The following is a 25,774-nucleotide window of genomic DNA, read 5'->3' on the forward strand; positions in this document are numbered from 1 at the left end:
ATTCGAAACAAACCGGTCTAGCCTGCGCCCAAACAGGAGGGCGCCATGACCGAGGACAATGACCCGCTGGCCGCCATCTTCGCGGCGACCGAGGCCCGGCAGCGCGAATCCGCTGGCGTCGACCCGCGCGCGGCCGATCTTTTCGCCATCGACGCCCGGATCGCGGCCCTGACCGAGGCCATCGTCACGGCCCCCGCCTTCATCGCCGCCCGTGACCGCTGGCAGGCGCTGCGCGACCTGGTGGATAGCGGCGCCCAGGTCGCGGTGCTGCCGGTGTCGCCGCGGGAATTGCAGCGCGACCTGGGCCGGGGCACCCCGGCCGAGGACAGCGCCCTGATGCAGATCATGGAACACGCCGAGGCCGAGGGCGCCGCCCCCGCCGTCCTGCTGGTGGACCGCCCCCTCGGGCATGAGGCGGATGACGTGGCCCTGCTGCGCGGGCTGGCGGTGGTGGGGGAAACGCTGCTCTGCGCGGTGGTGGCGGAGGCAGCACCCGGGCTGCTGGGCGAACCCGCGCAATCCGACCCCGCGCGACTGCACGAAAGCCCCGCCTTCGCGCCGTTCAGGACGCTGCGGGTCGATGCCGGTGCGCGCTTCCTGGCGCTCGTGGTCGGCAGCGGCTGGACGCTGGTGACGCGATTGGCCGCGACCGTGGCCGAGGATGGCTGGGGGGCCGGGGCCGAGGGCGAGGCGCCCTCCCCCACCGCCGCCGCGCTGGCGCGGTCGGGCCTGGCATCGGGCGCCACGCTGCCCAGTCTGCATCGCCCCCCAAAACTGGACCGGCCGGAGGCGACCGAGGCGGCGCAACGGGCGGCCAGGTTGCCGGCGGTGATCGCCTCGGCGCGGGTGATGCGGGCCTTGCGCGTCAGGGCGGCGCGGGCGCTGCACGCCGGCACCGGCCAGGCGGGGGCGCGGGTGCAGGCCTGGCTGGACACGGTGCCGGAAGCGGCGGGATCGACCGTCGCGATCAAGATGCAGGATGGCATGGCGGTGCTGGAGGCGCGGCTGCGGCTGGCCATGCCGGATGCGGCGACGCCGCTCCCGCTACGCCTTGCGGTTGTCGTCTGAGATAAAGCGCGCCGCGCGTTCCGCCACCATCAGCACCGCCGGCTGAATGTTTGGCGACGGGATCAGCGGGAAGACCGAGGCATCGGCCACCCGCAGCCCCGCGATTCCGCGCAGGCGCAATTGCGGGTCCACCACCGCGAGGTCGTCGCTGCCCATGCGGGCGGTGCCGCAGGGATGGAAGACGGTGCCGCCGGTGGCGCGGATGTTTTGCAGGATCGCGGCGTCATCCTGCGCGGCGGGGCCGGGGCGCAGTTCTTCGATGACCAGGTCAGCAAAAGGTTTTTGCGCCGCGATCTTCCGCGCCATATGGGCCGCCAGCAGCATCACCCGCACGTCATTGGGGTGGTCGAGGTAATTGGCCCGGATCACCGGTTTTTCCGATGGATCGGGGCTGCGTAGGGTGATGCTGCCGCGACTGTCGGGGCGGCACTGGCCGTAGTTCAGCATGACGCCCGGAAAGCGATGCAGCCCGTCGGCGTAGTTGAAGGTCGAGAAATTCACGAAGAGGAACTGCACCTCGGCTTCCTCCGCGCCGGGGGTGACGCGGGCGAAGGCATTGGCCTCGCCAGCGCCGATGGCGAGCGGGCCGCGCTTGGCCAGCAGCCAGTCCAGACCCATCTTTGCCTGGCGCAACGGGTTGGTCAGGATTTCGTTTAGACTGCCGCAGGGTTTTGTCCGCCAGATGCATTTGCCGACCAGGTGGTCCTGCAGGTTGGCACCGACATCGGGGGCGTGGTGGATCGTCTCGATGCCCAGCGCCTGCAAGGCGGCGCCATCGCCGATGCCTGACAGCATCAGCAGTTTCGGCGTTTCGATGGCCCCGGCGCAGAGCACGACCTCGCATGCCGCGGTGAACACGCCGCGACTGGTCTGCACCCCCGTGGCGCGGCCGCCATCGATGATGACGCGGGTGGTCAGCACGCCGGTTTCGACGCGCAGGTTCGGCCGCCCCATGGCGGGCTTCAGGATTTCGCGGGCGGAGGAGGAGCGCCAGCCGCCACGGGTGTTCAACTGGATCGGTCCCGCGCCCTCGATCGGGGTGCCGCCGTTGAAATCGGGATTCTCGGGCAGGCCGAAGGCGATGGCGGATTTGACGAAAGCATCGGCGGCGGGGGCGAGTTTGCGCGGCTGCGCGACATGGATCGGGCCATCGGCGCCGCGCAGGGGATCGGCGCCGCCTTCCCAGGTTTCCAAGGCGCGGAACACCGGCTCCACATCGGCATAGGCCCAGCCGCGCGCGCCGGCCTGCGACCAGCGGTCGTAGTCGGTGGGCGCGCCGCGCAGGAACACGAGGCCGTTGACGCTGCCGCTGCCGCCCAGGACCTTGCCGCGTGGCCAGTGGATGCGGCGGTCGTTCAACTGGGGCTCGGGCTCGGTCTCATACCGCCAATCGTATTTGCCGCTGCCGTAGAGCTTGGCGTAGCCGCCGGGCAGCGCGATCCAGGGATCGCCCTTGCCGGATGGCCCAGCCTCCAGCAACAGCACGCGGCAGGATGGGTTCTGCGACAGGCGCGCGGCCAGCAGGCAGCCGGCGCTGCCGCCGCCCACGACGATGATATCGGCGTCGTTCACGGGTCCAGGCGGACCCCGGTGCGGGCCACAACATCGCGGAACTTTGCCAGTTCGGCGGTCATGAAGGCGCGTGCATCGGCGGGCGTGTTCGGCCCTTCCCAGGCATCCACCCCCGCGATCAGCAGGCGCTGGCGCAGCGCCGGGTCGGCGATGGCGCTGGTGATGGCGCGGTTCAGCATCGCGACGGTCTCGGGCGGCGTGTCCTTGGGCGCGAGGATGACGTTCCAGGTGCCGAGGTCGAAGCCAGGCAGCGCGCCTTCGGCCAGGGTCGGCAGGTCGGGGAAGGCTGGGCTGCGCCGGGCGCCGGTCAGCGCCATGCCACGCACACGCCCGTCGCGCATCTGCGCGGCGGCACTGGCCAGCACCGCGACGCCAAAGGTGCCCTCGTCCTTGGCGATGGCTTCGACCATCAACCCGCCGCTGCGATAGGGCACGTGGGTGAAGGGCGCGGTGGCACCGGTCGACAGGCGCAGCATCTCCGCCGCCAAATGCGGGATCGAGCCGACGCCGGAACTGGCATAGGAAATCCCCTGCGGCCCCAGTCCGCGCAACGCGGCCACGGCTTCCTCCGGCGTGCGCGCGGCGAAGGAGGGTGTGAAGACCAGCACCAGCGGCCCGGTGCCGACGATGGCGATCTGGGCGAAATCGTTGATCGGATCGAAGCGCGTGCCGCCGGCGATGGCGTTCGGCGCCACCGCATGGCTCGAAGCCTCGACCAGCATGATGGTGTGCCCATCGGCCGGCTGGCGACGCAGCCAGTCCGACGCCACGGTGCCGCCTGCCCCGGCGCGGTTTTCCACCACGACGCGGGCGTTGTTCGGCAGGAAGGATTGCATCCGGTCGCCGACCAGCCGCGCCGCGATATCGGTGCTGCCGCCCGGTGCGAAGCCCACGACCAGCGTGATGGTGCGGTCGGGGAAGGCCAGCGCGGGCGCCGCCAGCAGCAAGGCGGGGGCGGAAGCGAGGAGGGTGCGGCGGTTGATCATGGCACGGCCACGCCAAGGGCGATGGCGCAGCGCTTGATGCCCTCCCAGGTATCGGGTTGCAGGGGCACGCCATTGGCCAGGCGATCGGCGCGCAGCCGGGCTTCGGAATCGCCGGGGGCCAGCACCGGAAGCGCGGGGTCGATGGGCTTGGCGGCGCGGACCCAGTCGACATAGGACCGGCCGGCCGCGTGGAACTCAGCCTCGGTGCCGAAATGCTTGGGGCTGAGGTAGATCGACAGCATCCCATTGGCGATGCGGCCACGTTCGGTGATCGGCCCGCAGGCGCCGCCGCCGGTCAACACGCCCCCCAGCAATTCGCAGATCATGGCCAGCCCGCTGCCCTTGTGTTCGCCAAAGGCGCGGATCGCGCCGAGCCCGCCGGCGGCATCGCGCGGGCCGACCTGGGCGTAGTCGCCATACAGCGTATGCGGGTCGCCCGACATGCTGCCATCGGGTTCGATCAGCGCGTCATCCGGCAGCGCCTTGCCGCCGTTGGAAGCGACCAGGACCTTGCCCTCGGCCACGCGCGAGGTTGCAAAATCGAGCAGCACCGGATCGCCCGGCAGCGGCACGCCGACGCAGAAGGGGGCGGTGGAGAAGCGGCGTTCGACACCGCCGAAGGGGGCGACCAGCACGGAGCCCGCGACATTGACGAAGTGGATGGACAGGATGCCGTCCCGGATCGCCTGTTCGGCATATTCGCCGATGCGGCCGACGTGGCCGGCGTTGCGAAGCCCCACGATGCAGGCGCCACTGGTGACGGCGCGGGAAATGCCGATGGCCGCGGCTTCACGCGCGACGGATTGGCCCAGGCCGAACTTACCGTCCAGCAGCACGAAGCCGCCGCCGTCGGTGATCGTCTCGACCTTCTGGCCGGCGAGGACATAGCCCTTTTCCAGCCATTCGACGTAGCGCGGCACGCGCGCGACACCATGGCTGTCATGGCCCGCGAGATTGGCGCCCAGCAGATGTTCCGCGACGCGATGTGCTTCGCCTGGGGCGCAGCCCGCGGCTTCAAAAATGCGTTGGACCAGGTCCTGCAGCGAGGCCGCGGGGATGGGGATGGTGACGTAGTGAGCCATGATATCCTTCAGGGTAGTGCGGCGATCGCCGAGGCAAGATCCAGGTTCGCGCGGTTTCGCGTCGGCGTCACCAGCATCTCGTTGATGCAGACCCGCGGGGGTTGCTGGCAGACGAAGAGGACGGCGGCGGCAAGGTCCTCGGGTTGCAGCATCCGCGCCAATTCATCGGCCGCGATCTTCTGCGGGCGCAGGTCGAGGATGGGGGTATTCACCTCGCCCGGGCAGATCGCGGTGGAGCGGATGCCGTGGATGCCGTTTTCGTTGTTGATGCTGGCCGAGAGCGCCACCAGCCCGTGCTTGGCCGCGATATAGGCGGGGCCCGCGACGGGGTGCGTGTGCTTGCCGGCCATCGAGGCGATCTGCACGATCAGCCCGCCACCCCGCGCCCGCATGCCGGGAAGCACCGCGAGGGAGGTGAGGAAGGGCGCGGACAGGTTTTGCGCCAGCATCCCCTGGGCCGCCTCGGCGGTCAGTTGGTGCCAATGGCGGCGCAGCAGGTTGCCGCCGGCATTGTTCACCAGGATGTCGATGGGGCCGATGCGATCGGCCGCGGCCTGGACAGCGGCGGCATCGGTCAGGTCCAGGGCCTCGATCTGCGCGTCCGGCAGGGTTTCGCGCAAAGGGGCTTCGCGCCGGCCCGAGAGGATGAGGCTGGCGCCTTCGGCCGCAAGCGCCCGCGCGACGGCGCGACCGATGCCGGACCCGGCACCGGTGACCCATATTCGCTTGCCCTTCACAGGACTTTGCCCGTCGCGGGGTCCAGCAGGTGCATGTTGTTCATGTCGGCCGCCATGGCGAGGGGCACGTTCGGATGCGCCTCGGTCGTCGGGTCGATGCGGCCGCAGATCTCGGCGCCGCCCATCTTGAAATGGATCAGGGTCTCCATGCCCATGGGTTCGATGACCTCGGGCGTGCAGGTCAGGATGGCGACGTTTTCGCGCGTCAGGTTCTTCGATTCCGTCAGGTGTTCGGGCCGCAGGCCGAAGACCAGGTCGCGCCCGGCCCAGGCGGCATAGCGCTGCGTGCGGGATTCGGGCACGGCCAGTTCGGTGCCATCCGGCAGGCGCACGCGCAGCGCGCCCGATCCATTCACCAGATGCGCGGGGAAAAAGTTCATCGCGGGGCTGCCGATGAAGCCGGCGACAAAGCGCGTCGCGGGGTGGTGGTAGAGTTCCTGCGGCGGGCCGACCTGTTCGATGATGCCGCCATTCATCACCACCACGCGATCGGCCAGGGTCATCGCCTCGATCTGGTCGTGGGTGACGTAGACGGTGGTGGTCTTGACGGTCTGGTGGACCTTCTTGATCTCCGTCCGCATCTGCACGCGCAGCTTGGCGTCGAGGTTGGACAGCGGTTCGTCGAAGAGGAAGACCTTTGGATCGCGCACGATGGCGCGGCCCATGGCGACGCGCTGGCGCTGGCCGCCGGACAGGGCCTTTGGCTTGCGCCCCAAAAGTTCGGTGATGTCGAGGATTTTTGCGGCGTTGTCGACGCGGCGACGAATCTCGTCCTTGGGGAATTTCCGCAGCATCAACCCGAAGGCCATGTTGTCGGCGACGGTCATGTGCGGATAGAGCGCGTAGTTCTGGAACACCATCGCGATATCGCGGTCGCGCGGCGGGATGTCGTTGACGATCTTGCCGCCGATGGCGATGTCGCCGGAGGTGATTTCCTCCAGCCCCGCGATCATGCGCAGCGTGGTCGATTTCCCGCAGCCGGAGGGGCCGACCAGCACCACGAATTCATGGTCGGCGATGTCGAGGTCGATCCCCTTCACCGCCTGGACGCCGCCCTCATAGGCCTTGACGATTTTCCTGAGCGTGACTTGCGCCATCAGCGATTATCCCTTTGTCGCGCCGGCCGTCAGGCCCGCGATGTAGTAGTCCATGAGGAAGGCGTAGACGATCACCGGCGGTAGAGCCGCCAACAACGCCCCCGCCATCAACTGGCCCCAAGCAAAAGTGTCGCCGCGGATCAGTTGCGACACGACGCCGATGGTCAGCGGCATCTCGGAAGGCTGCGTGATGAAGGCGGTCGGATAGACGAAGGCCGCCCAGGACACGGTGAAGGCAAAGATCGTCGCGGCGATGATCCCCGGCATCGCCACCGGGATGAAAATGCGCACCAGCATCTGCATCCAGTTGGCGCCATCGATCAGCGCCGCCTCGTCCAATTCCTTCGGGATGGAGGCGAAGTAGCCGATCATGATCCAGGTGCAGAAGGGCACGGTCAGCGTCGGATAGACCAGCACCAGCCCCCAGACCGAGTTCAGCAACCCGAGCCCGCCGACGATCTGGTAGAGCGGGATGAACAGCAGCGTATCCGGCACGAGATACGTGAGGAACACGCCGGTCGCCAGCGCCTGGCTCCCCCAGAAACGCATGCGCGACAGCGCGAAGGCCGCGAGCACCGAGATGATCATGGTGATCACCACCACGGAGGCCGTGATGATGATGCTGTTGTACATGAAGCCGCGGAACATCGGGTTGGAGATGATCCCCCAGAAATTCTCCAGGGTGGGCGACCGCACGATCCAGGGATTGCCGGACAGGTCGGCGATCTCAGCACTGCTCTTGAGGCTGGTCATCAGCATGTAGAAGGGCGGCGCCAGCATGATGATGGCGGCGAAGATCAGCGAGATATAGGCCGACCACAGCGCCCAGCGGCGTTCGCTGTGCAGGCTGCCGGTCTTGCGGCGGAAGCCGGGGACGGTGGCGCTCATCCCGCCATCTCCTTGTCGCGCCGATTGACGCCGCGCAGCACGAAATAGGCGATGACCGCCAGCAGCGGGAACATGAACAGGCTGACCGCCGCACCACGCGGGATGTTCCCGGACAGCACGCCCACCTGGAAGGCGTAGGACGCAAAGACATGCGTCAGGTCGCGCGGCCCGCCATTGGTCAGTACGCGCACGATGTCGTAGTTCGCGAAGGTGACGATCAGGCTGAACAGCACGGTGATCGAGATGATGTTCCGCATCATCGGCAGGGTGATGTAGCGCAGCCGTTGCCAGGATGTGGCGCCGTCGATGTCGGCGGCTTCGTATAATTGCTCGGGCACCGATTTCAGTGCCGCCAGGTACATGATCATGAAGAAGGGCGCGCCATACCAGACGTTGACGATGATCACGCTGGCCCGCGCCCAGCCGGGTTCACCCAGCCACGGCACCGCCGGCACACCAAAAACCGCCAGCAGCCAGTTGATGCTGGAATAGGAAGGTTCGAACATCCACCACCAGCCGAGCGTGGACAGGGCCGGCGGAATCACCCAGGGCACCAGCAGCATGCCGCGCCACTTGCGCTGACCCTTGGACGGGATGTGGTGCAGCATATGCGCCAGCCAGAAACCGATCGCCGCCTTGGCGATGACCGCGGTGACGGCGAAGATGATGCTCTGCCAGATGACCATCCGAAAGGTTTCGGAATCCAGCAGGATGTTGAAGTTCTCCAAACCGATGAAGGCGGTCATGCGCCGGTTCAGCGTGGCCAGGTACATCGCATAGCCCGCCGGCCAGGCGACCAGCCCGCCGATCACCGCGATCAGCGGCAGGGTCATCAGGAAGGCGATCGTGGAGCGCCGTCGCGCGAAGCGGCGCAGGCTGTCGCCGCCTTGGGGTTCGATATGCGAAACGATGCTGCCGTCGGCTGCCATCGGCGTGGTCCTTCGGGAATGCGGCGGCGCCGGGCGAAAGGCCCGGCGCCGCCAGACGATCAGCCGCGGCGCATGTTGGTGATCTCGCGGTCCAGCCAGCCCATCGCGGCATCGATGCTGTCGCCACCCTGGGCGACGCGCGCGATGACCTTGGTGTTCAGTGCCTGGATGTACATCTGCGCCGCCAGTTCCGCGGGCGCCGGGGCGAAGGCGATGCTAGGCCGGGCGTTGTGATGCGGTTTCGCCGGGTAGTTGAAGACCGTGCCGACCGGCGGTCCTTCCGTGTTCCAGACAGGGAAGTCGTTCATCGTCGCGAAGGGCGGGATGTCGTAGCCGTTGCTGGTGGTGGTGATGACCTCGGCCGAGTTGCGTTCCGACAGGAATTCCAGCAGCCCCTTGGCGGCGGTCTTGTTGCGCCCGAACGCCCAGATGCCCGAGGTCCAGGGAAGATAGGCGATGAAGCGCCCCTCCGGCCCCGCCGGCATCGGCACGGTCCAGCATTTCTCCGCGACCTGCGGCGCATCGCGCTTGGCGACCGCCCAGGCGGACGGCGGGTTGAAGATCAGCGCCGACCGGCCGGAAATCAGCGCCCGGTTGTTGGAGGCATCATCCCAGGCCCAGACATCATTCGGCAGGAAGCGCGACAGCCGCACGCCGTAATCGATCGCGGTCCGCAGCTTGTCATTGCCGCGAACCGTCGGGTTGCCGCGTTCATCGGTCACGCGGGCGCCGAAGCCGGCGAACATCGCCCCCACCCAATCCACGGCGTCGGTGAACTGGCCCATCGGCAGGCCGAAGGGGAAGCCCGCCTTGTGGCAGGCCTCGGCCGCGGTGAGGAAGGTTGCCCAGGTCCAGTTCTCCGCCCCCGGCCCAGCCCGGTTCTCGGCCGGCCACATCGCGCGGATGTCGATCCCGGCGTGTTCCTGCAGCAGGTCGAAGCGCACGCAGGCGGGCTTGTTCTGGGTGCCGGACGTCGCCGGCACGCCGCGCCAGGCGCCATTGTGCTTGCTGAGGTATTCCGCGACCGGGTTGGCCGGGCCGTATTTGGCCGCCAGGCGGCCCATGACGTCATCCACCGGCTCCAGCCGGTCGGCATAGCCGCCGACATCCCAGGGGCTGAGCGAGATGATGTCGTGCCCGCTGCGCGATTGCGCCTGGGCGGCGGCCGTCAGTTGCAACTGGTTGCCGGTGGTGTTGATGAAGTCGAGCTGGACGTTGACCCGGTTTGCCTCACCCCACTGACCGCAGAGCTGGCGCAGGGCGCCATTGCCGGTCGGGACCCAATGATCCCAGAAGGCGCAGCGCAAGGTGCCCGCCGTCCCCTGTGCGTGGACATTGAAAAGCGGCAGCGTCGAGGCCGCCACCCCGGCCACGCCGGCGCCAAGCGCCGCGCGACGAGACATCCCGTTGTTCGCCATTCCAGAAAACCCCTCCCAGAGCCCGGCCCCCGTTTTCGGGGTGCCGTGGCCGGTTGATCCGGCCTGTTTGCGATCCGATGCTACGCAGGGCGGGACCGGTGGTGCAATGGTCACGCTTGACGGAACCCCGGGCGGGGGTGAACAGGGCGCCATCTTCCAGACTGAAAGCATCCCATGGCCCGCGTTTTCTCCGGTATCCAGCCCTCCGGCGTTCCCACCCTTGGCAATTACCTCGGTGCCATCCGCAATTGGGTGCCGATGCAGAATGGCGACGAAAGCCTGTTCTGCGTCGTGGACCAGCATGCCATCACGGTGTTCCAGAACCCCGGCGAACTGGCTTCCGCCACGCGCGAAATGGCGGCGTCGCTGATCGCCTGCGGGCTGGACCCGGATCGCTGCGTGCTGTTCGTGCAGTCGCATGTGCCGGCGCATGTCAGGCTCGGCTGGATCTTCAACTGCATCGCGCGGCTGGGCTGGCTGAACCGGATGACCCAGTTCAAGGACAAGGCGGGCAAGGACAGGGAAGCCGCGTCCACCGGGCTCTATGTCTATCCGAACCTGATGGCGGCCGACATCCTGGCCTATCACGCGACATCGGTGCCCGTGGGCGACGACCAGCGCCAGCACCTGGAACTGGCCAACGACATCGCCCAGAAATTCAACCACGACTACGGCGTGGAGTTTTTCCCGCGTATCGAGCCGATGATCCTGGGCGTCGCCGCCCGCGTCATGTCGCTGCGCGACGGCAGCAAGAAGATGAGCAAGTCCGATCCGTCGGACCAGTCGCGCATCAACCTGACCGATGATGCCGACACGATCGCGCTGAAGATCCGCCGCGCCAAGACCGACGCCGAGCCCATCCCCGACCACATGGCCGGGCTTGAGGCACGGCCCGAAGCCCGCAACCTGGTCGGCATCCTGGCCGCCATCAGCGGCACCCTGCCCGAGAACATCCTGCGCGAGCAGGGCGGCAAAGGCTTCGGCGCCTTCAAGGAAGTGCTGGTCGAGGCGCTGGTCGACCACCTGTCGCCCATCGCGGCGGAGATGAAGCGCCTGCTGAACGATCCGGGCGCCGTGGACGCGGCATTGCACAAGGGCGCGGCACGGGCGGCGGCGATTGCCGATCCGATCGTCGCCGAAGCCGAACGACTGGTCGGATTCCTGCCGCCGCGCTGATCGATTTTCCTTGCGTCGCGGCGAGAGGACGCGCTCGCATACATCGCAGATTCGCGATGCAGGAGGGCGTGATGCTTCGTCGTTCGCTTCTGGCGGCCGGGGCGGCCGCGGCCCTTACACGGCCCGCCCGGGCCAACGAACCCGTCGATGTGCTGCTGGTGCTGGCGGTCGATGTCTCACGCTCGATCGACGAGGATGAGGCACGGCTGCAGCGCGAAGGCTACCGCCACGCCGTCAGCGACCAGGTGGTGGTGCGCGCGATCCAGGGCGGCATGATCGGCGCCGTGGGCCTGTGCTACATCGAATGGGCCGGGATCGAATACCAGCGCACGGTCATCCCCTGGACCCGGATCGCCAGCCAGCGCGACGCCGACCAATGGGCCGCGACCCTGGCCGAGGCGCCGCGGGCGTCGCTGTCCTGGACCTCGATCTCCGGCGGGCTGCGGGCCAGCCGCGCCGCCCTGGCGGAAGCCCCGTTCGAGGGCACCCGCAAGGTCATCGATGTATCGGGCGACGGGGTGAACAACAGCGGCCCGCCGGCGGAGGTGGAACGTGATCGCCTGGTGGCGGAAGGGGTCACCATCAACGGCCTGCCGATCATCAACGACCGCCCGACCTTCGGCCGCCAGCCACCCATCCCACTCGACACCTACTACCAGGAGGCGGTGGTGGGCGGCGTCGGCGCCTTCATGGTGGTCGCGGAGGACTTCGAATCCTTCGGCATCGCGGTGAAACGCAAGCTGATCCGCGAAATCGCCGGGCTGGATGGGCCGATGCGGGGGTAGGTTGCGCTGTGGAGAGCGCTTCGCCCCCTCCACGCCTCCCCCACCAAGGGGCCGTGGCCCCTTGGAACCCACGGGATTTGGTAAAATAAAGGGAGGGGCATCAACGCCGCGCCATTGGACAGAGGCGCGCCATGCCCCTCCCTTTATTTTACCAATACATCGCGCCGGTCCAGGGGCGGCGGCCCCTGGTAGGGGGAGTGTGAGGGGGACGACGTCCCTCTCACGGCACCACTTCCCCGATATTACCGCTCGATTTCCTCGGCCGCGATCCCAAACGCGGCCAGGCCTTCGCTGAGCAGGTCGCCCAGCATGTCCATTTGCAGCAGGTAGGTCGCGGTATCGCGTCCGGCGCTGCGTTCGCCGGCGGTTTTCAGGGCTTCTTCCCATTCTTCGGCTTCGTAATCGCCGCGGCCGACCCAGGCCAGGGCGATCAGGGCCGATTGTTCGTCCTCGTTCAGTTCGGACAGGAAGGCGGAGAGGCTTTCCTCGTCCATCTCTTCATCGCTGCCGTCGGGCTCGTCTTCATCTTCGTCGTCGTCCGACTCATCCTCTTCCTGGATGGCGCGGGCGTGGTCGATGACGGTTGCCACCGTCTCGAGGCTTACACGCAGGTCGAACTCGTCTTCGTCGGCGTCGTCGGCCATGGGCGGGGCTCCTGCCAGGGCGGTTCGGCGGGGAAGGAGGGAACCATCCCGCGGTCCCGCGCGCTATCGCATCTGTGTTCACGATCCGGCAAGTGACCGGGCGCAGGATAGCGCATGCTCCAGCCAGGAGGCAGGCACATGTGGTCGATGCGACGCGGGGCTTGGTTTGGGATGATGGGCCGGGCCGGGATCGCCGCCAGCCTGATCGGCGGCGGCTGTGCGGGCCTGGCGGCCACGCCGGCCAATGCGATCGAGGTCGCCACGGCGCCAACGCCGGCACGCCCGACGGTCCGCCCCGCCCCGGCCCGGCCGCGTGCCGCCGCCCCCGCCCGGCGCCCCCCCCAGGCCGAACCGCCGCTCTGCGACGCCCCGGGGGAGGCACGAATCCACCGGCTTGGGTCGAATCTGGCGGAGCTGGAGGATCCGGACGCGACGGCCATCCTGCAACACGCGATGCAGCTCTGCGTCAGCACCGCCCCGCAGCCCGACCGCACCCCCACGGGCCGCCCGGTCGCGCGTGGCCCGGTGTGGCGCGGCTGACGCCCCGTTCAGCGCACCAGCCCGGAGGTCAGCCCATAGCGCTCGGCCAGGCGCGCCAGCAGCCCATCGGCCTTGGCCGCGGCCAGGAAGGCATCGACCTCCGCCAGCCAGGCCGTCTCGTAACGGGCAACGGCATAGGCGAAGAGCGTGTCGCCAAAACGATCCGGCGATTCCATCACATGCGCCCAGCCGTGCATCTGCTGCATCCCGCGCGTATAGGCGAAGTCGGAGACGAAGGCGTCGGCGCGGCCCGCCAGCACCTCCGCCTCCCGCGACGCGGGGGGGGATACGACCAGCAGTTCGGCGGCGCGCAGCGCCCCGCGCATCTGGCCGACCTGGATCGTGCCGGCGGCGACCGCGATCACGTGGCCCGGGCGGTCCATGTCGGCCCATGAGGCGACCCGCGGGCTGTCCCGCGTCGTGACGGCGAAGATGGGGCTGCCCAGGTAGGGCTTGCTGAACGCCACCCTCTCGCTGCGCTCCGGTGAGATGCCGACGCCCATCATGGCGATGTCGCAGTCGCCCTGTTCCAGCCGGTCCAGGAATTCCACGAAATGCGTTTCGACGAATTGCAGCCGGACGCCGAGCCGATCGGCCAGGGCCTGCGCCATCTCGGCGTCCAGCCCCTCCATCTCCCCATTGCGGGGGTTGCGCCAGGAGATGGCGTAATATTCCGGCCAGATACAGACCAGCAGTTCGCCCCGGGCGCGGATCACCGCCAGGCGCGGCTGCCCCGAATGGGGCGAGGTCATCGGCGGCGTCACCACATGCGGCTGCGACGTGTGCGTCGCCAGTTGGACGGGGGGGCCGGCCCCGGCGTCAACGATTTGGGCGGGCGCGATCCGGGTCATCGCCGCAAGCTTTGGTGAAAACACCGATGCCTGCATGACGAACGCGGCGCAGGCTGCAATAATCGCGACAATGTCGGGCCGCATCCAAAACTCCCCCATCCAAGACTCCCCCACCCAAAACGCCTATGGGCGGATCCGCCAATTCCTCGGCTTTCGCCCCGGACAAGGCCGTGCGAGCGAGCCCAAGCCCTGGCTGTTGTTCGCCGCGGCGGCGCTGCTGGTGGGGGTCAGCCTGGCCGTCATGTACGGCATCCTGGCACAGCGCGGCCAGCGGGACGCCATCGCCGAGGCACGGCGCCTGACCCAGGGCGTCGCCGCCAGCCTGGCGGAGCAGTTGTCGCGCAACATCCAGACGGTCGACATCGTGCTGGCCGAATTGGCCGAGCGCGTTGGCGATGGCGATACCGACACCCTGGCCCGCACGCTATCCGCCCGGATTCGCGACGTGCCGCTGTTGCGCGCCGTCTTCGTCACCGATGCCGCCGGCATCGTGCAGTCCTCCACGGTGGAAAGCCTGGAGGATCTCAGCATCGCCGACCGTCCATGGTTCCAGGTGATGCGGCAGGGGTCGTCCCTGACCGGGCTGGGCGCGCCGGAACCGGCACGCTACCTGGCGGCCGACCCGACGCGTTCCATCGCCGAGCAGCGCATCTGGTCGATCCCGCTGGCACGCACCATCCGTGGCCTGCGGGGCGATTTCGCCGGCGTGGCGGTGGTGCTGATCAACCCCGAGGACCTGGCGGCGATCGCCCGGCAATCGGCCATGGCCTATGGCGTGACGGTGCGGATTTCATCGCCCGCCGGGCTGCTGCTGGCGCGGTCGAACCGCAGCCTGCGCGGCATCGGGGAGATGCATGCCTTGGCCTGGCCGTTCCGCGATTTCCTGCCGCGCCGGGAAAGTGGCACCTGGTCCGGCCGCGACCAGGATGGGCAGGATGTGGTCGCATCCTTTGCCGTGACGCGGCAGGGGTTTTTCGTGGTGGAGGTCGCCCGCACCCGCGCCGCCGCGGTCGAGGCCGCGGCAAGCCTGGCGCAGGCGCTGCTGGTCGGATCGGCCATCGCCGCCCTGATCGTGCTGGGCGCGCTGTGGCTGATGTTCCGCCAGGCGCAGGCGCTGAAGGCGCAGGGCGACGAACTGGCCCGCAGCGAACAGGCGGCCCGCAGGGCGACCCAGGCCAAGGAGGAATTCCTGGCCGCCATGAGCCATGAGATCCGCACCCCGATGAACGGCGTCATCGGCATGACCGGGCTGCTGCTGGACAGCGGGCTGGACCCGATGCAGCGCCGCTATGCCGACACCATCGGCAGCAGCGCCGAACATCTGCTGATGGTGCTGAACGACATCCTCGATTTTTCCAAGCTGGAATCGGGGATGCTGGACCATGAGGCGATCCCCTTCGGGATCGAGGCGGAGATGGCGACGATCGTCGAATTGTTCGCGCCCAAGGCCGCGGCCAAGGGTGTCGAACTCGTGGTCGCGCTGGACGATGATCTGCCGGCCCGGGTGGTCGGCGATCCGGGCCGCTTCCGCCAGATCCTGTTCAACCTGATCGGCAATGCGATCAAGTTCACCGAAAGCGGCTGGATTGAGGTCGTCGTCGGCGCCAAGCTGACTGGCCCGGGGCGGCAGGACTGGTTGCTGCATTGCGCCGTGGCCGATACCGGGATCGGCATCAAGGCCGAACAGGTGCCGCTGCTGTTCGAACGCTTCACCCAGGCGGATGCGTCGATCACCCGCAAATACGGCGGCACGGGCCTGGGCCTGGCCATCTGCCGGCGGTTGGCGGAACAGATGGGCGGCGGCATCCATGCCGCCCCGCGCGATGGCGGCGGCAGCGTCTTTCGCTTCGAGATTGTCGTCGGCCGCACCACCGATGCGGCGCCGCCCTTGATCGGGCTGGACGGCCGCCGCGTGCTGGTCGTGGATGACCTGGCCTTGAACCGGGAGATTTTGGCACGCCAGTTGACCACGATGGGCGCGCGGCCGATGGCCGTGGCCGATGCCGATGCGGCGCTGGCGCTGCTGCGGGTCGCGGCGGCGGCGGGCGAAGGCTTTGCGGCGGCGGTGCTGGATGGGCAGATGCCAGGGGTGGATGGGACGGAGCTGGCCCGCCGCATCCGCGCCGACCCCACAACCGGCAAGCCCGTGCTGGTGCTGTGTTCGTCGGGCATTGGCGCGGGCGGCGGCGCATTGTCGGGCCTGGTCGATGCCGTGTTGCTGAAGCCCGCCCTGCCCGGGCGGTTGCGCGACGCGCTGCTGCATGCGCTGGGCCTGGCCCAGGCGCCGGCGCCGGTGGCGCCGGACCTGCCGGCCGAACCGGATGCCGGCGCGCCGCCACGGCTGCGGGTGCTGCTGGTCGAGGACAATGCGACCAACCAGTTGGTCATGAAGGCCATCCTGAACCGCGCGCAATGCCATGTGGATGTCGCGGCCGATGGCGCCGAGGGCGTCGCCGCAGCCCAGCGCCTGCCCTATGACGTGATCCTGATGGATTTGCAGATGCCGGTGCTGGATGGGCTGGAGGCGACCCGCCAGATCCGCGGCGGCACGGGGCGGAACCGCCGCACCCGCATCATCGGCCTGACCGCCAATGTCGGCGTCGAGTTCGAACGCCAGTGCCGGGACGCGGGCATGGACGACTACATGGCCAAGCCGGTGCAGCGCGTGGCGCTCCTGGCCATGCTGGGGCTCGGCCCCGTGGTTGCGCAACCGGCCCAATAGGCTTGCGCGCAGCCGCGCGGGGCGTGAAGTTGGCCCATCTGAACACGGCGGGGGCGGTGATGTCGGTCCTGGTTCGCATCATCCTGGCGGCGTCGGCGGCGATCACCGCGCTGTTCCTGTCGCGCGACTCCGATAATTTCGGCGTGGTCAGCGCGATGGTGGGGGTTGCCCTGGTCGCCGCCGTGGTGGTGATCGCCGCCCTCGCGTCCCGGAAGAAGTGACAGCAGCATGGATCAAGGCACATTGGCGCTGGGCGATTGGCCGCTGCGGCACGGCGGGATCTTGCCCGATGCGCGGTTGGCCTGGCGCAGCCATGGCACGCTGAACGCGGCGCGCGATAATGTGGTGCTGTATCCGACATCCTATTCCGCGCATGGCGCCGATATCGAATGGCTGGTCGGGCCGCAGGGTGTGCTGGACCCGGGCCGCTGGTTCGTGCTGATCCCGGAGATGTTCGGCAATGGCGTGTCGTCATCGCCCTCCAACACCCACAACTACCCCGCGCTGGTGACGGCCTGGGACAATGTCGCGGCGCAGGCGCGCTTGCTGGCGGAGGTGTTTGGCGTCGCGCGGCTGCATGCGGTCTATGGCTGGTCGATGGGCGCGCAGCAGGCCTACCACTGGGCCGCGGCCCGGCCCCTGCCGGTGTCGCGGATCATCGCCGTCTGCGGCAGTGCCCGCACCGCCGTGCACAATCGCATCTTCCTGAAATCGCTGATGGCGGTGCTGGAAGCGGCGCCGGAATATGATGGCAAGGGTGGGTTTTCGGCGCCCCCGGTCGCGGCCCTGCGCGCCTTTGGCCGCATCTATGCGACGATGGCGCTGAGCCAGGATTTCTACCGCGCCGGGCTGCATGGGGCCGGGGCCCTGGATGACTACCTGCGGGATGAATGGGAAGCCCGCTACCAGCGCCGCCACGCGGCCGATCTGCTGGCGCAGTTGCGCACCTGGGAGGCGGGGGACATCGCCCCCGGTGGCGATCTGGCGGCGGCACTGGCCGCGATCGAGGCGCGGGTACTGCTGATGCCGGGGGAGACGGATCTGTATTTCCGCGTCGCCGACAATTTGGCGGAGGTGGCGCATCTGCGGGATGGGCGGGTGGTGCCGATTCCCTCGATCTGGGGGCATCGCGCGGGGAACCCGGCGACGAACCCGGTGGATACGGCGTTCCTGCGCGCATTGACGCGGGATTTTTTGGCGGGTTGATGGCAGCCCACCGAAACGGGCCGCCGCATGCTGTTGTTCGAGGATGATGAGATCTACGTCGCGGCGCATGATGTCGCGCAAAGCGACCATGACTTTCTGCTGATCACCTTCGCCCATATCGCCATGCCGACCGAAGGCCATGGCTTCTGGGGCCAGCCCGTGGCGGAAAAGCTTGGCATCGACAGTATCGGCTTCGTGTCCCGCAAGCCGAACTGGTACCCCGAAACATCGATGCGGGCCGCCATCGCGGCGCTGGCGCCCCGTCTGGCGCGCCACACGCGCCGGCTGACCTATGGGTCATCCCAGGGGGGCTACGGCGCGTTGAAGTATGCAAGCGCGCTGCAAGCCGCGGCGACCCTGGCCTTCGTCCCGCAATATTCCATCGACCCTTCGGTGGTCGGGGAATTCACCCGGAACAGCCATCGTTTTCGCCCCGATTTCAACCAGGGCATGGAGATCACCGCGGCGGATGTCGCGCCGCGCAGCTACATCTTCATCGACCCCCAGGATAAGATCGATCGCTGGAACGTCGAGATGATCCGCGCCGCGGCCCCAGGCGTCACCGTCATCTGGATGCCGCATACGCAGCATCGCCCGGTGATGACCATCGCCCGTGCCGAGATCGCATCCCTTCTGTTCAGCGCGGCCCTGGCGGGCGATGCGCCGGCCTTGGGGCGCCTGACGGCCCAGGCGCGGCGCGCCTCGGCGCATCGTTCCTACCACTTGTTCCGCGCGGCCTCGGTCCGGCATCCCGTCTGGGCCGCCGGGATTTTTCGGCGCGAGGCGGCGCGGATGGTCGCGGACGAGCTTCTGCGGGCGCGCCCTCTGTATCACAAGGTTCTCCGGCGCCTGACCGCGCGGGCATCGCGGGAAGGCGATGTCGCCCGGGCCATCGCCTTGGCCGAATCGGCCATCGAAGCCGCCACCGATGATGCATCGCGCGGGGCCGCCCTGTCCGACCTGGCCAGCGTGACGCTGCGAAAACGCCGCGGGTCCGGCGATGCCGCCGACCTGGCCGCAGCGATGGCGGCGGCGCGGGCCGCCCTGCTTCTGCTCCCCGCGCATCGGCCGACGCTGCGCGTGCTGGCCACGGCACTCGGCATCGCCGGGGCCTTTGCCGAGGCAGCCGCCACCATGCGCCAGGTCCTGGCACTCAACCCGGCCGATCCGTCCGGGCACCACGCGCTGGCCGGCTACCTGATGCGCTGCCGCGACCGGGCCGGCGCGATCGCCGCCGCCCAGGAGGCCGTGGCGCGCATGCCCGACAACGCCGGCTTCCAAAAGCGCCTGGCGACCGCCGAGGCCATGCGCCCCTGACCGCATGGCTTGCGCCGCCCCGACAAGCCGCGCGAGACTCCCCAGTATGAAGCTCTGCAAAGCCCCCGACCCACACCCCACCACCCCGGCCTACCGCATGCCGCCCGGTGCCTGCGACGCGCATTGCCACGTCTTCGGGCCGGCTGATGTGTTCCCCTATGCGGACGATCGCGCCTATACGCCGCCCGATGCGCCGTTCGAGGCGCTGCAGGCGTTGCACCGGCACCTGGGCATCAGCCGTGCGGTGATCGTGCATGCCTCCTGCCACGGCACCGACATGGCCGTGACCCTGGATGGGATCGCCCGCAGCGGCGGGACCATGCGTGGGGTCGCGGTGGTCGATGGCGACATCACGGCCGGGGAACTGGCCCGCCTGCATGACGGCGGGATGCGCGGCGTGCGGTTCAACTTCGTCCGCCATCTGGGCGGCATGCCGGACCTGGCGGTGATGGACCGCGTGCTGGCGCTGATCGAGCCACTCGGCTGGCACGTCGTGCTGCACCTGGATGCGCAGGATGTCGCGGACCTAGCGCCGCGGATCGACCGCATCCGCATCCCCTTCGTCATCGACCACATGGGCCGGGTGCAGGCGAAGCTGGGGACCGATCAGGCGCCGTTCCGCGCCCTGCTGGGGCTGATGGAAAACCCCCTGGCCTGGGTAAAGATCTGTGGCGCCGAACGCGTGTCGGTCGGGCGGGCACCGTTCGAGGACGCGATCCCCTTCGCGCAAAAACTGCTGGCGGTGGCGCCGGACCGTTGCCTCTGGGGCACCGACTGGCCGCATCCGAATATCTCCCAGGACATGCCGAATGACGGGGCGCTGGTCGATCTCTTCGCGCGCTTCACCGATGACGAGGCGGTGCGTCACCAGGTGCTGGTGGACAACCCGACCCGGCTCTACTGGCCGGAAACCCTGGGATGAAGGCGCAGGCGCTGGCGATCTGGCTGCTGGGCGCGGTCTCCGCCCAGGCCCAGATCGGCGCCTTGCCGCTGGGGGTCGAGGATGGGCTCGCGGCCCTCGGCCCCGTGGTGGACCCGGCCCGCACGGCGGCCTTGCTGGCGCCGTTCCATCAGCCCTTCCCCCGGCCGGGGGTGCGCGAGGTGCTGGACCAGGCCTATGGCCCCGATCCGCGCCAGCAACTGGACATCTTTGTCGCCGAAACCCCCGGCCCGGCACGCCCGATCCTGGTCTTCGTGCATGGCGGCGCCTTCACCGGCGGCGACAAGCGCAGCGCCAACGGTTTTGCCTACCAGAACATCGGGGCCTGGGCGGTCGGCGCTGGGATGGTCGGCATCAACGTGACCTACCGCCTGGCGCCGGCGCATCCCTGGCCCGCGGCGGCCGAGGACCTGGCCGCCGCGATCGGGTGGATCCGCGCCCGTGCGCCGGATTTCGGCGGCAATCCCGACCGCATCATCCTGGTCGGCCATTCGGCCGGCGCCGCGCATGCGGCCGCCTTCGCCGCCACGGGCGAGGGGATCGCGGGACTGGTGCTGATCTCGGGCCTGTATGACATCGCCGCCCTGCCGCCTTCGCCAGGGATCGAGGCCTATTACGGCACCGACCGGTCGTTCTACGCCGAACGGGGGTCGCTGGAGGGCTTGGCGGCCACGGACCTGCCGATCATGCAGGCGACGGCGGCGCTGGACCCGCCCGGGTTCCTGCGCCAGGGCGAGGCCTTGCAGGCGGCGCTCTGCGCCCGCCCGGTGGGCTGCGCCCCGGCGATGGCCCGGCTGCCGGGGCACAACCATCTTTCGACGGTTTTTGCCATCGGCACCGCCGACCGGGAGTTGTCGGATGCGATCGCGGGGTTTGTGCAGCGGCTGCGGTAGCTGGAAAACACCCCATGCATGGGTTATGTATTTTACATAATCCAAGGATTCTCCGGATGACCGAGCCGATGCTCAAGATTCCAGCGGCCGAAGCACAGCGGCATTTCGGCCTTTACCAGGACAAGGCCCTGACCCAACCCGTCGCGGTCACGCGCAACGGGCGGGCACGCGTGGTCATGATCTCGATCGAGGAATACGAGCGGCTCAAGCGGCGCGACCGGCAGGTCGTGCGGACGGAAGACGCCCCGCAGGATGTGGTGGACGCGATCCTGGCGGCGCGACCGCCGGAGGAGGCGCAGGCCTTCGATCATGAGGCCGGTTAGGGGCGCGCTGCCATCCGTCGGCGACGTCATCCGCTACGCCTACCTATGGAGCCACGAACACGACGCGGGGCGTGAAGAGGCGGTGAAGGACCGGCCGGCCGCCGTGGTCGCGCTGATCCGGACGGCTGAGGGCGCTAACGAGGTGGTGGTGCTGCCCATAACCTCCTCGGCGCCGACGGAATCGGCTGCGGGCGTCGAAATCCCTGCCCCGACGCGGGCGCGGCTTGGGCTTCAGCGCGAGCAGTGCTGGATCATGGTGTCCGAGTTCAACGTCTTCGGCTGGCCGGGTCCGGATCTGCGGGCGACGGAGGCCGGCGCGGGGTCGGTCGTCTATGGGCCGCTTCCCTCCGTGCTGATGGCGCGGGTGCGGCAGGCGTTTGCCGCCTGGCGGAACGCGAAACACGTCAGGGCCGTCCGCCGGACGGAATAGCGATCCCGATCCCCCCCGCTTGCCTACCGCCCCCCGGGAGGACATCTATGCCGCCGAAACGCACCCCCACCATTTCAGGCGGCCGGACCCTATGGAAACCCTTCTGAACACCAACCTGCCGAACGGCGCCGACCCCGTGAAGGACGGCGACCAGAAAACCTTCATGCAGGACGTCGTCCAGGCGAGCCAGGAGGTCCCCATCCTGGTGGACTTCTGGGCCACTTGGTGCGGCCCCTGCAAGGCGCTGACCCCGGCGCTTGAGAAGGTCACGCGCGCGGCCGCCGGCCGGGTCCGCCTGGTCAAGATCGACATCGACAAGAACCAGCAGCTCGTCCAGCAACTGTCCCAGATGGGGCTGCCCCTGCAGTCCGTGCCGACCGTCGTCGCCTTCTGGAAGGGCCAGATCCTGGACCTGTTCCAGGGCGCCCTGCCGGAAAGCGGCGTGCAAAAATTCGTCGAGGGCCTGCTGAAGGCGGCCGGCGGGCAGATGCCCAGCGCCGATTTGCTGGCGGAGGCGAAGGCCGCCGCCGAGGCGGGCGACCACCAGGCTGCCCTGGAGGCCTACGGCGCCCTGGCCCAGGCCGAGCCGGAGAACCCCGAGGCCCTGGCCGGCGTCGCCCGCATGCTGATGCTGCTGGGTGAGGAGGAGCAGGCCCAGGCCGTGCTCGATTCCGCACCGGAAAAGATCGCCCAGCATGCCGAACTGGCCTCGGTCCGTTCGCAGTTGGAACTGGCCATCGTCGGCCGCGCCGCGCGCGAGAAGCTGGCGGATTTCGAGGCCCGCCTGGCCACCGATCCGAACGACCACGCGGCCCGGATCGACCTGGCCATCGCGCTGAATGCGATGGACCAGCGCGACGCCGCGACCGATGCGCTGCTTGACGCCATGAAGCGCGATAGCACTTGGGGGGAACAGGCCGCCCGCAAGCAGCTGCTGAAGTTCTTCGAGGCCTGGGGCTTCGAGGACCCGGCAGCCAAGGCTGGGCGGCGCAAACTCTCCGCGCTGCTGTTCCGCTGATCCCCGGCGGCGTGGCGGTTCGGCCCCGGGGCCTGGAGAAATGGTCCCACCCGAAGGGTCATGTCCCATGTCCGCCTTGACCATCAGCGTCGCCGACCTGCCGGAGGAGATCCCCGTCTTCCCGCTGACCGGCGCGCTGCTGCTGCCCCAGGGCCGGCTGCCGCTGAATATCTTTGAGCCGCGCTACCTGGCCATGATCGAGGATTCGATGGGCCATGGCCGGGTCTTTGGGATGATCCAGCCGGATGCGTCGGGCGCCCGCGGGACGAGCGGCCCGGCGCTGTATCGCGTGGGCTGCCTGGGGCGGATCACATCTTTCTCGGAAACCGAGGATGGGCGCTTCCTGGTCACCTTGACCGGGATGCTGCGCTTCCATGTGGTGGAGGAGATCGCCCTGCGCCGCGGCTACCGGCGGGTGCGCGCCGATTACGGCGGCTTCGCCGGCGACCTGGCGAATGGGGAGGCGGGTCCGCTCGACCGGGCGGCGCTGGTCGGGGCCTTGCGGCCCTACTTCAAGGCGCAGCACATCGACGCCAATTGGGATGCGATCGACCAGACGGCCGATGCGACCCTGGTCACGACCTTGTGCATGGTCTGCCCCTTCGACCCCCGGGAAAAGCAGGCGCTGCTGGAAGCGCCGACGCCCGGGGACCGTGCCGGCATGCTGGTCGCGTTGTTGCAGATGGAAGCCCATGGCGGCGCCGGCCCGGAAGGCCGGCCGAGCTGAAGACGATGGACCGGGAGACGCCAGCCATGACCGAACCGACCACCCCCCCCCAACCCGGCAGCGCGGTCGATCCGCGCCTGCTGGAAATCCTGGTCTGCCCCGTGACCAAGGGACCGTTGCGCTACGACCGCGCCGCCGGGGAATTGATCAGCGAGCAGGCGGGCCTGGCCTTCCCGATCCGCGACGGCATCCCGATCATGCTGCCGGACGAAGCGCGCCGCCTGGAGGGATGATGCAGCACGCGGTCACCGAGTTGCGGCTGCGCACGGCCGACCGGATGCTGGACGTGACCTTCGCCGATGGCGCGGTGTTTCACCTGCCGGCGGAATACCTGCGGGTCGAAAGCCCCTCGGCCGAGGTGCAGGGCCATGGCCCAGGCCAAAAAACCATCGTCGCCGGGCGGCGACATGTGAACATCATGCGGCTGGAACCGGTCGGGCATTACGCCGTTCGGATCGTCTTCGACGATCTGCACGACAGCGGGATTTTTCCGTGGGCGACGTTGCGCCGATTGGGGGAAGAGCAGGCCGGGATCTGGGCGGCCTATGAGGCGGCGCTGGCCGAACGTGGCCTGTCGCGCGATCCGCCGCCCCGGCGGGGGCGTCAGTCGGCGACGCCATAGCCCTCGGCACGAATGGCTGCGGCGACCGCGTCCCGGGACAGGGTCGTGGTGGCCTGGACGATGCCCTTGGCCAGGTCGACCTGCACCTGCGCGGCGGGGTCCAGCGCCTTGATCGCCTGGTCCACCGCGCGGACGCAATGGGCGCAGGTCATGCCGGTGACGGTCAGGGTGATCATCGTGGGGTCTCCATGGGCGGCGATATCTTACGCCCGAGGTTGACCCGGGGCACAGGATGGCAAATCTGCGCCGCATGACATCCTTTCCGCGCGTGCTGCTGCTGGCCATCCTGGTGCTGGCCCCCCCTGCCCTGGCCCAAACCCCCGCGACCGAAGGCTTTCGCGTGCTGAACCGCACCGGGCAGCAGGCGACGGCGCTCTATGCCGTGCGCAGCGGGCGGCCCGACTGGGGTGGCAACCTGTTGAACCGCGGCCCGCTGGGCGATGGCGCGGGGTTCATCCTGCGGCCGAACGCGGGGGCCGGGTGCCAGTTCGACCTGCGGATGGTGCTGACGGACGGGCGGGAATCGGTGGTGCGCGGGCAGGATGTCTGCACCGAGCGGCAGATCGCGCTCGATCCCTCCACCCCGCGCGTGCCGGTCGCGGCAGCGGTCCCTGCACCGGCCGCGCCAAGGGCGCCGAACGCCGCCCCCAATGCCCAGGCGCGCGCCAGTTCCGGCACCGGCTTCGCCATCGCCGCCGACCGGGTGATGACGAACCACCATGTCGTGGACACCTGCAACCGCGTGCTGGTCCGCACGCCGGATGGGCGGATGATCGCGGCCGTGCCACCGGCACGGGTGGATGCGGCGCTGGACCTGGCGGTGCTGAACGTGCCGGGGCTGGGGCTGCCGCCCCTGCCCTTCCGCAGCGGCCCCGCCGTGCGCCGGGGTGAGGGTGTGGTGGTCTATGGCTTCCCGCTGGCAGGCTTGCTGTCGTCGGACCCCAAGCTGACCCGCGGCGAGATCAACGGCCTGGCGGGCCTCGGCGACAACCAGGCGCAATACCAGGTCAGCGCGGAGGTCCAGCCGGGCAATTCGGGCGGGCCGATGCTGGATATGCAGGGCAACCTGGTCGGCGTCGTGGTGTCGAAATTGAACGCCCAGAATGTCGCGCGGCGCACCGGCGACATCGCCCAGAATGTGAACTTCGCCATCCGGGGCAGCGCCGCGCTGGAGTTCTTGCGCCGCGCCAGCATCACGCCGCGGCTGGCGGAAAGCACCGGTCCTGACCGCAGCGCGCCGGATGTCGGCGACATCGCGCACCGGTCCACCGTGTTCATCCGCTGCGAACGATAAGACCCCCGCGCCGGCGAAGCGGCGCGGGGGCCGTGTTTCAGGCGATCAGGCGCGCGCGGTCGCCGGCGTGCGGCCGAGCAGCTTGTTCGTGTCCACGGCGAAGGCGCCGGCACCAAGCCCGGCCTGCACCAGCAGCGCCGCGATCCAGAAGGCGGGGAATTCCCAGCCGCCGCGGGTCGCGCTGAACAGCCAGCCATTGCCGCTGTGCTGGATCAGGGCGCCGATCATGATCGGCAGAGCGAGGATGCTGACCAGGCGCACCCAGACGCCGGCGATCAGGGCGATGCCCGCGGCGATCTCGGCCACGATGACGACGACGCCAAAGATCGGCGGATAGCCCAGGCTGCCGAAGAACCCCATCGTGCCGGGGATGCCGAAGGTCATCAGCTTCAGCAGCGCGCCATGGGCCAGGAACATCAGCCCCAGCGACACGCGCAGGAGGAAGGCGGCATAGGGGGTCGTGGTGGCGGTGGTGGGCATGGGGGTCTCCGTTCGGTTCTATGCCCAGC

29 protein-coding genes are annotated in these 25,774 nt (G+C 69.0%); 17 read left to right on the plus strand and 12 right to left on the minus strand.

Translation table 11 applies throughout. From position 1 onward, the window contains the following. Window positions 1-45 precede the first annotated feature (45 nt). Window positions 46-1,068 carry a type VI secretion system contractile sheath domain-containing protein gene (locus ACQW02_RS20540; RefSeq protein WP_431281766.1) on the plus strand — a complete coding sequence of 341 codons (1,023 nt, stop codon included), beginning with the start codon at window positions 46-48 and terminating at the stop codon, window positions 1,066-1,068. On the opposite strand, the gene ACQW02_RS20545 is transcribed toward ACQW02_RS20540, so the two are convergent. From ACQW02_RS20545 to ACQW02_RS20580, 8 genes are read right to left on the minus strand one after another with little or no spacing between them, the layout of a single operon-like run. Then, complete coding sequence (locus ACQW02_RS20545) at window positions 1,045-2,640, minus strand: GMC family oxidoreductase (protein WP_431281767.1); 1,596 nt, start codon at window positions 2,638-2,640, stop codon at window positions 1,045-1,047. The genes ACQW02_RS20540 and ACQW02_RS20545 overlap by 24 nt on opposite strands. Next, window positions 2,637-3,626 carry a tripartite tricarboxylate transporter substrate-binding protein gene (locus ACQW02_RS20550; RefSeq protein WP_431281768.1) on the minus strand — a complete coding sequence of 330 codons (990 nt, stop codon included), beginning with the start codon at window positions 3,624-3,626 and terminating at the stop codon, window positions 2,637-2,639. The genes ACQW02_RS20545 and ACQW02_RS20550 overlap by 4 nt, the downstream gene beginning before the upstream one ends. Next, window positions 3,623-4,708, minus strand: a complete 1,086-nt coding sequence (locus ACQW02_RS20555) for a malate/lactate/ureidoglycolate dehydrogenase (protein ID WP_431281769.1) — start codon at window positions 4,706-4,708, stop codon at window positions 3,623-3,625. Before ACQW02_RS20555 ends, ACQW02_RS20550 begins: the two co-directional genes overlap by 4 nt. A gap of 8 nt (window positions 4,709-4,716) precedes the next feature. Continuing rightward, on the minus strand, window positions 4,717-5,445 hold the full coding sequence (locus ACQW02_RS20560) for an SDR family oxidoreductase (RefSeq protein WP_431281770.1): 729 nt from the start codon (window positions 5,443-5,445) through the stop codon (window positions 4,717-4,719). Beyond that, on the minus strand, window positions 5,442-6,542 hold the full coding sequence (locus ACQW02_RS20565) for an ABC transporter ATP-binding protein (RefSeq protein ID WP_431281771.1): 1,101 nt from the start codon (window positions 6,540-6,542) through the stop codon (window positions 5,442-5,444). The genes ACQW02_RS20560 and ACQW02_RS20565 overlap by 4 nt, the downstream gene beginning before the upstream one ends. Window positions 6,543-6,548: 6 nt before the next feature. Continuing rightward, window positions 6,549-7,430 carry a carbohydrate ABC transporter permease gene (locus tag ACQW02_RS20570; RefSeq protein ID WP_431281772.1) on the minus strand — a complete coding sequence of 294 codons (882 nt, stop codon included), beginning with the start codon at window positions 7,428-7,430 and terminating at the stop codon, window positions 6,549-6,551. Then, window positions 7,427-8,359, minus strand: coding sequence for a carbohydrate ABC transporter permease (locus ACQW02_RS20575; protein WP_431281773.1), 933 nt, complete (start codon window positions 8,357-8,359; stop codon window positions 7,427-7,429). Before ACQW02_RS20575 ends, ACQW02_RS20570 begins: the two co-directional genes overlap by 4 nt. A gap of 59 nt (window positions 8,360-8,418) precedes the next feature. Then, a complete protein-coding gene (locus ACQW02_RS20580) occupies window positions 8,419-9,762 on the minus strand; it encodes an ABC transporter substrate-binding protein (RefSeq protein WP_431281774.1) in 1,344 nt (447 codons plus the stop codon). 189 nt (window positions 9,763-9,951) lie between these two features. Here ACQW02_RS20580 and trpS point away from each other — a divergent pair, with 189 nt between their 5' ends. Together trpS and ACQW02_RS20590 are read left to right on the plus strand one after the other, a co-directional pair. Next, window positions 9,952-10,953, plus strand: coding sequence for a tryptophan--tRNA ligase (gene trpS / locus ACQW02_RS20585; protein ID WP_431281775.1), 1,002 nt, complete (start codon window positions 9,952-9,954; stop codon window positions 10,951-10,953). A gap of 71 nt (window positions 10,954-11,024) precedes the next feature. Next, window positions 11,025-11,738 (plus strand): DUF1194 domain-containing protein, encoded by a 714-nt coding sequence (locus ACQW02_RS20590; RefSeq protein WP_431281776.1) that lies wholly within the window; start codon window positions 11,025-11,027, stop codon window positions 11,736-11,738. Window positions 11,739-11,980: 242 nt separating this feature from the next. Here ACQW02_RS20590 and ACQW02_RS20595 read toward each other — a convergent pair whose 3' ends face one another. Continuing rightward, a complete protein-coding gene (locus ACQW02_RS20595; protein ID WP_431281777.1) occupies window positions 11,981-12,382 on the minus strand; it encodes a DUF3775 domain-containing protein in 402 nt (133 codons plus the stop codon). A gap of 138 nt (window positions 12,383-12,520) precedes the next feature. Between ACQW02_RS20595 and ACQW02_RS20600 the strand changes: the two genes are divergently transcribed. Next, a complete protein-coding gene (locus ACQW02_RS20600) occupies window positions 12,521-12,922 on the plus strand; it encodes a hypothetical protein (protein WP_431281778.1) in 402 nt (133 codons plus the stop codon). 8 nt (window positions 12,923-12,930) lie between these two features. On the opposite strand, the gene ACQW02_RS20605 is transcribed toward ACQW02_RS20600, so the two are convergent. Further along, window positions 12,931-13,857 (minus strand): substrate-binding periplasmic protein, encoded by a 927-nt coding sequence (locus tag ACQW02_RS20605; RefSeq protein ID WP_431281779.1) that lies wholly within the window; start codon window positions 13,855-13,857, stop codon window positions 12,931-12,933. Between ACQW02_RS20605 and ACQW02_RS20610 the strand changes: the two genes are divergently transcribed. From ACQW02_RS20610 to ACQW02_RS20665, 12 genes are all read left to right on the plus strand, one after another. After that, window positions 13,844-16,495 (plus strand): response regulator, encoded by a 2,652-nt coding sequence (locus ACQW02_RS20610; RefSeq protein ID WP_431281780.1) that lies wholly within the window; start codon window positions 13,844-13,846, stop codon window positions 16,493-16,495. The two genes, ACQW02_RS20605 and ACQW02_RS20610, sit on opposite strands and share 14 nt — an antisense overlap. 23 nt (window positions 16,496-16,518) lie before the next feature. After that, window positions 16,519-16,716: a hypothetical protein gene (locus tag ACQW02_RS20615; RefSeq protein ID WP_431281781.1), complete on the plus strand. Its 198-nt coding sequence runs from the start codon at window positions 16,519-16,521 to the stop codon at window positions 16,714-16,716. Between the two features lie 7 nt (window positions 16,717-16,723). Continuing rightward, complete coding sequence (locus ACQW02_RS20620) at window positions 16,724-17,701, plus strand: alpha/beta fold hydrolase (RefSeq protein WP_431281782.1); 978 nt, start codon at window positions 16,724-16,726, stop codon at window positions 17,699-17,701. A gap of 27 nt (window positions 17,702-17,728) precedes the next feature. Next, entirely contained in the window at window positions 17,729-19,018 is a 1,290-nt protein-coding gene (locus ACQW02_RS20625; RefSeq protein WP_431281783.1) for a hypothetical protein, read from the plus strand. A 46-nt stretch (window positions 19,019-19,064) separates the two neighbouring features. Next, a complete protein-coding gene (locus tag ACQW02_RS20630; RefSeq protein WP_431281784.1) occupies window positions 19,065-19,940 on the plus strand; it encodes an amidohydrolase family protein in 876 nt (291 codons plus the stop codon). After that, the gene (locus ACQW02_RS20635; RefSeq protein WP_431281785.1) at window positions 19,937-20,851 is read left to right on the plus strand and encodes an alpha/beta hydrolase; all 915 of its coding nucleotides are present in this window, start codon (window positions 19,937-19,939) and stop codon (window positions 20,849-20,851) included. The genes ACQW02_RS20630 and ACQW02_RS20635 overlap by 4 nt, the downstream gene beginning before the upstream one ends. Window positions 20,852-20,907: 56 nt before the next feature. After that, complete coding sequence (locus ACQW02_RS20640; protein ID WP_431281786.1) at window positions 20,908-21,174, plus strand: type II toxin-antitoxin system Phd/YefM family antitoxin; 267 nt, start codon at window positions 20,908-20,910, stop codon at window positions 21,172-21,174. Continuing rightward, window positions 21,161-21,604: a hypothetical protein gene (locus ACQW02_RS20645; RefSeq protein ID WP_431281787.1), complete on the plus strand. Its 444-nt coding sequence runs from the start codon at window positions 21,161-21,163 to the stop codon at window positions 21,602-21,604. The genes ACQW02_RS20640 and ACQW02_RS20645 overlap by 14 nt, the downstream gene beginning before the upstream one ends. Before the next feature lie 91 nt (window positions 21,605-21,695). After that, entirely contained in the window at window positions 21,696-22,622 is a 927-nt protein-coding gene (locus ACQW02_RS20650; RefSeq protein WP_431281788.1) for a tetratricopeptide repeat protein, read from the plus strand. 67 nt (window positions 22,623-22,689) lie between these two features. Next, window positions 22,690-23,349, plus strand: a complete 660-nt coding sequence (locus tag ACQW02_RS20655; protein WP_431281789.1) for an LON peptidase substrate-binding domain-containing protein — start codon at window positions 22,690-22,692, stop codon at window positions 23,347-23,349. Between the two features lie 26 nt (window positions 23,350-23,375). Beyond that, window positions 23,376-23,582, plus strand: coding sequence for a Trm112 family protein (locus ACQW02_RS20660; RefSeq protein ID WP_431281790.1), 207 nt, complete (start codon window positions 23,376-23,378; stop codon window positions 23,580-23,582). Further along, the gene (locus ACQW02_RS20665; RefSeq protein WP_431281791.1) at window positions 23,582-23,971 is read left to right on the plus strand and encodes a gamma-butyrobetaine hydroxylase-like domain-containing protein; all 390 of its coding nucleotides are present in this window, start codon (window positions 23,582-23,584) and stop codon (window positions 23,969-23,971) included. The genes ACQW02_RS20660 and ACQW02_RS20665 overlap by 1 nt, the downstream gene beginning before the upstream one ends. Here ACQW02_RS20665 and ACQW02_RS20670 read toward each other — a convergent pair. After that, entirely contained in the window at window positions 23,953-24,147 is a 195-nt protein-coding gene (locus tag ACQW02_RS20670) for a heavy-metal-associated domain-containing protein (RefSeq protein ID WP_431281792.1), read from the minus strand. The genes ACQW02_RS20665 and ACQW02_RS20670 overlap by 19 nt on opposite strands. Before the next feature lie 74 nt (window positions 24,148-24,221). On the opposite strand from ACQW02_RS20670, the gene ACQW02_RS20675 reads away from it, so the two are divergent. Beyond that, window positions 24,222-25,265, plus strand: coding sequence for a trypsin-like peptidase domain-containing protein (locus tag ACQW02_RS20675; protein WP_431281793.1), 1,044 nt, complete (start codon window positions 24,222-24,224; stop codon window positions 25,263-25,265). Between the two features lie 45 nt (window positions 25,266-25,310). Here ACQW02_RS20675 and ACQW02_RS20680 read toward each other — a convergent pair whose 3' ends face one another. Then, complete coding sequence (locus ACQW02_RS20680; RefSeq protein WP_431281794.1) at window positions 25,311-25,745, minus strand: DoxX family protein; 435 nt, start codon at window positions 25,743-25,745, stop codon at window positions 25,311-25,313. Window positions 25,746-25,774: the final 29 nt, after the last annotated feature.

The sequence above is a fragment of the Humitalea sp. 24SJ18S-53 genome (genome assembly GCF_050632385.1).
Lineage (GTDB): Bacteria > Pseudomonadota > Alphaproteobacteria > Acetobacterales > Acetobacteraceae > Humitalea.

Excerpts from the sequence above, each read along its gene's own strand:
- ACQW02_RS20625 (WP_431281783.1), top strand. The coding sequence starts at position 17,729 with ATGCTGTTGTTCGAGGATGATGAGATCTACGTCGCGGCGCATGATGTC.
- ACQW02_RS20640 (WP_431281786.1), top strand. The coding sequence starts at position 20,908 with ATGACCGAGCCGATGCTCAAGATTCCAGCGGCCGAAGCACAGCGGCAT.
- ACQW02_RS20600 (WP_431281778.1), top strand. The coding sequence starts at position 12,521 with ATGTGGTCGATGCGACGCGGGGCTTGGTTTGGGATGATGGGCCGGGCC.
- ACQW02_RS20605 (WP_431281779.1), bottom strand. The coding sequence starts at position 13,857 with ATGCGGCCCGACATTGTCGCGATTATTGCAGCCTGCGCCGCGTTCGTC.
- ACQW02_RS20565 (WP_431281771.1), bottom strand. The coding sequence starts at position 6,542 with ATGGCGCAAGTCACGCTCAGGAAAATCGTCAAGGCCTATGAGGGCGGC.
- ACQW02_RS20590 (WP_431281776.1), top strand. The coding sequence starts at position 11,025 with ATGCTTCGTCGTTCGCTTCTGGCGGCCGGGGCGGCCGCGGCCCTTACA.
- ACQW02_RS20645 (WP_431281787.1), top strand. The coding sequence starts at position 21,161 with ATGAGGCCGGTTAGGGGCGCGCTGCCATCCGTCGGCGACGTCATCCGC.
- ACQW02_RS20575 (WP_431281773.1), bottom strand. The coding sequence starts at position 8,359 with ATGGCAGCCGACGGCAGCATCGTTTCGCATATCGAACCCCAAGGCGGC.
- trpS (WP_431281775.1), top strand. The coding sequence starts at position 9,952 with ATGGCCCGCGTTTTCTCCGGTATCCAGCCCTCCGGCGTTCCCACCCTT.
- ACQW02_RS20555 (WP_431281769.1), bottom strand. The coding sequence starts at position 4,708 with ATGGCTCACTACGTCACCATCCCCATCCCCGCGGCCTCGCTGCAGGAC.
- ACQW02_RS20570 (WP_431281772.1), bottom strand. The coding sequence starts at position 7,430 with ATGAGCGCCACCGTCCCCGGCTTCCGCCGCAAGACCGGCAGCCTGCAC.
- ACQW02_RS20680 (WP_431281794.1), bottom strand. The coding sequence starts at position 25,745 with ATGCCCACCACCGCCACCACGACCCCCTATGCCGCCTTCCTCCTGCGC.
- ACQW02_RS20550 (WP_431281768.1), bottom strand. The coding sequence starts at position 3,626 with ATGATCAACCGCCGCACCCTCCTCGCTTCCGCCCCCGCCTTGCTGCTG.
- ACQW02_RS20635 (WP_431281785.1), top strand. The coding sequence starts at position 19,937 with ATGAAGGCGCAGGCGCTGGCGATCTGGCTGCTGGGCGCGGTCTCCGCC.
- ACQW02_RS20595 (WP_431281777.1), bottom strand. The coding sequence starts at position 12,382 with ATGGCCGACGACGCCGACGAAGACGAGTTCGACCTGCGTGTAAGCCTC.
- ACQW02_RS20655 (WP_431281789.1), top strand. The coding sequence starts at position 22,690 with ATGTCCGCCTTGACCATCAGCGTCGCCGACCTGCCGGAGGAGATCCCC.
- ACQW02_RS20540 (WP_431281766.1), top strand. The coding sequence starts at position 46 with ATGACCGAGGACAATGACCCGCTGGCCGCCATCTTCGCGGCGACCGAG.
- ACQW02_RS20665 (WP_431281791.1), top strand. The coding sequence starts at position 23,582 with ATGCAGCACGCGGTCACCGAGTTGCGGCTGCGCACGGCCGACCGGATG.
- ACQW02_RS20630 (WP_431281784.1), top strand. The coding sequence starts at position 19,065 with ATGAAGCTCTGCAAAGCCCCCGACCCACACCCCACCACCCCGGCCTAC.
- ACQW02_RS20660 (WP_431281790.1), top strand. The coding sequence starts at position 23,376 with ATGACCGAACCGACCACCCCCCCCCAACCCGGCAGCGCGGTCGATCCG.
- ACQW02_RS20670 (WP_431281792.1), bottom strand. The coding sequence starts at position 24,147 with ATGATCACCCTGACCGTCACCGGCATGACCTGCGCCCATTGCGTCCGC.
- ACQW02_RS20675 (WP_431281793.1), top strand. The coding sequence starts at position 24,222 with ATGACATCCTTTCCGCGCGTGCTGCTGCTGGCCATCCTGGTGCTGGCC.
- ACQW02_RS20620 (WP_431281782.1), top strand. The coding sequence starts at position 16,724 with ATGGATCAAGGCACATTGGCGCTGGGCGATTGGCCGCTGCGGCACGGC.
- ACQW02_RS20650 (WP_431281788.1), top strand. The coding sequence starts at position 21,696 with ATGGAAACCCTTCTGAACACCAACCTGCCGAACGGCGCCGACCCCGTG.
- ACQW02_RS20610 (WP_431281780.1), top strand. The coding sequence starts at position 13,844 with ATGTCGGGCCGCATCCAAAACTCCCCCATCCAAGACTCCCCCACCCAA.
- ACQW02_RS20580 (WP_431281774.1), bottom strand. The coding sequence starts at position 9,762 with ATGTCTCGTCGCGCGGCGCTTGGCGCCGGCGTGGCCGGGGTGGCGGCC.